The sequence below is a fragment of the Endozoicomonas atrinae genome, assembly GCF_001647025.1.
GTDB lineage: Bacteria > Pseudomonadota > Gammaproteobacteria > Pseudomonadales > Endozoicomonadaceae > Endozoicomonas > Endozoicomonas atrinae.
In genome coordinates, this window is the sequence record NZ_LUKQ02000784.1 from 1 (window position 1) to 473 (window position 473).

Annotated in this window: 1 protein-coding gene; it reads left to right on the top strand. The window is 48.4% G+C overall.

What is annotated here, in order from left to right:
- Positions 1 to 473 (top strand): hypothetical protein (locus tag AK963_RS34460; protein ID WP_202969983.1); only part of this gene is annotated, 473 nt, incomplete at both ends.

Genomic DNA, 473 nt, shown 5'->3' on the forward strand with positions numbered 1-473 from the left:
TAACGGGTGAGAATGTCACGGTTCTCCGAAAGCTGACGGAACAGGGCAAGCTCGGCACCGATGTGATCAAAAAGCTCATGGAGGAAATGGGCAGTCGGGCGATTGGTGCAGCCGCCGACAACATGGAACTTTATTCAGGTCTGTTATCAAACCTGATTGACCGTTGGACTCTGTTTAAAAAAGCCATTGCTGATGCTGGCTGGTCAACCTATGTCCGGCAGTTGATGAAGGACTTCAGTGAGCAGTGGGACAAAATGGTTGAAGATGGTCGTCTGGCAAAATTTGCTAAAACGATCAGTGATGGCTTTATCAGTATGGCAGAGGCGGTCCGGGCTTCGCTATCGAGCATTTGTCATCACCGATGTAATAAGTCTTCAAAACACCAGTTTAATTTGACCTCCCGATTAACCCTTTTCTGGCCGATTGTTTTCCTGTTGGTATCAAGCAGGGAGCAGCGCCATGACCAATCGAGA